We start from the raw sequence: 1,460 nt of genomic DNA, 5'->3' as shown, positions 1-1,460 counted from the left end.
GGTGGGGCCGGTGGGACCGGTGGGGCCCGCCGGTGGCAACGGAATCCAGGCGGTGGCGGTGTAGACGTCGGGCCGTCGGCCCGTGCGCGCACCACCGCCCGTCTCGGCCGGGTCGCCCGCCTCGGCCGGGTCGCCCGCCTCGGCCGGGTCGTAGGGGGAGCCGTCGTGCGGGCCGCCGTCCTCGTCCTCCGCGTCGACACCCCTGACCCGGCTGACGACGAGACGGCCGCCGACCGACTCCAGCCGTGAGCGCATGCCGTCCAGTCCCATGCCCGCCACCCGCATTCCGGCGTCGGGGTTCACCGCGTTCCGCACTTCGATCCTCAGTCTGTCGTCCCACTGCCGCTCGACCAGCACGGGGTCCCCGCGGCGGCCGTGCTTCAGCGCGTTGGTCAGCATCTCCTGCAACACGCGGAACGCCACGGTCTCCAGCTCGGGAGGCAGGGGCCGGGGCGTACCGATCACATCGTCCCGCACCTCGCCGCCGGCGGCACGGACGTCGGCGAGCAGGGTGTCCGGGCTGCCGGTCGGCTGCAGGCCCGCCACATCGGGGTCGGTCATGGACACCAGCACCTCGCGGACGTCACGCAGTGACTGCCGCGCGGAGGCGGCGATGTTCTCCATCGTGCGCCGCCGGCCCGCCGCGTCGTCCTCCGGCAGGAACTGCGCCGACTCTGCCTGGGCGAGGATGACCGCGAGCGAGTGCCCGACGACGTCGTGCACGTCGCGCGCCAAGCGCGCCTGTCCCTCGCGCAGTTCGGCGATCTCCTCGGCGTGGCTGCGTCCCGCCTCGGCCTCGACGCGCGCCTCCTCTGCGGCCTGCGACTCCGCCCGGGAACGCCGCATGCCGACCAGCAGCCGCAGCACCATCCCGATCAGCCACGGCAGCGCGAAGGTCGTCAGACCGGCGAGCACCAGCAGCGAGACTCCGCTCCGGGTCCCGGAGGGGCCGGTCAGACCCCGCAGGTCGAAATAGAAGGAGCCCAGCAGCATCGGCAGCCCGGCGGCGATCGTGTAGAAGGCGGTGAAGGCGGCTGCCACCGGAACCGAAAGTCCCGAGGCCCAGACCACCGCCCTCGTTCCGTAGCGCGCCGCGCCGTAGACGACGGCGGTGAGAACGATCTGCACGAGGAAGATGTCGACGCGCAGCACGACCTGCACCAGCGCCATGGCCCAGGCGATACTCAAGGCGGCCGCCGGCGCCCGGCGGTAGCACGCCGCCGCGCAGCCGAGGAGCACCGGCACCAGAACGGCGTAGTCACTGCGGTAAAACAGCATGCCGTAGCGGTTGGACTCCAGGATGCCGAGGATCACGACGACAACGCCGAAAGCGGCGTCACGCCACCATGCGGGCAGGTGAACGGCGCCGGTGTCGTTGACGGCTGGTTTCACGGCTGGGACGTCTCTTTCCTGTCGGGTGGGGGCAAAGCCCCCGGGGCGGAGGCGGGGAGCGATCGGGG

1 protein-coding gene is annotated in these 1,460 nt (G+C 72.6%); it reads right to left on the bottom strand.

Annotated features, from left to right (window positions below):
• On the bottom strand, positions 1-1,392 hold a 1,392-nt coding region (locus tag E0D90_RS25595), incomplete at its 3' end, for a histidine kinase (protein WP_130800288.1).
• Positions 1,393-1,460 lie beyond the last annotated feature (68 nt).

Origin of the sequence: Streptomyces otsuchiensis, from assembly GCF_004305975.1 — a bacterium.
Taxonomy (GTDB): domain Bacteria; phylum Actinomycetota; class Actinomycetes; order Streptomycetales; family Streptomycetaceae; genus Streptomyces; species Streptomyces otsuchiensis.
The sequence above is the reverse complement of the archived record's forward strand: the minus strand, read 5'-3'. Positions and strand labels throughout refer to the sequence as shown.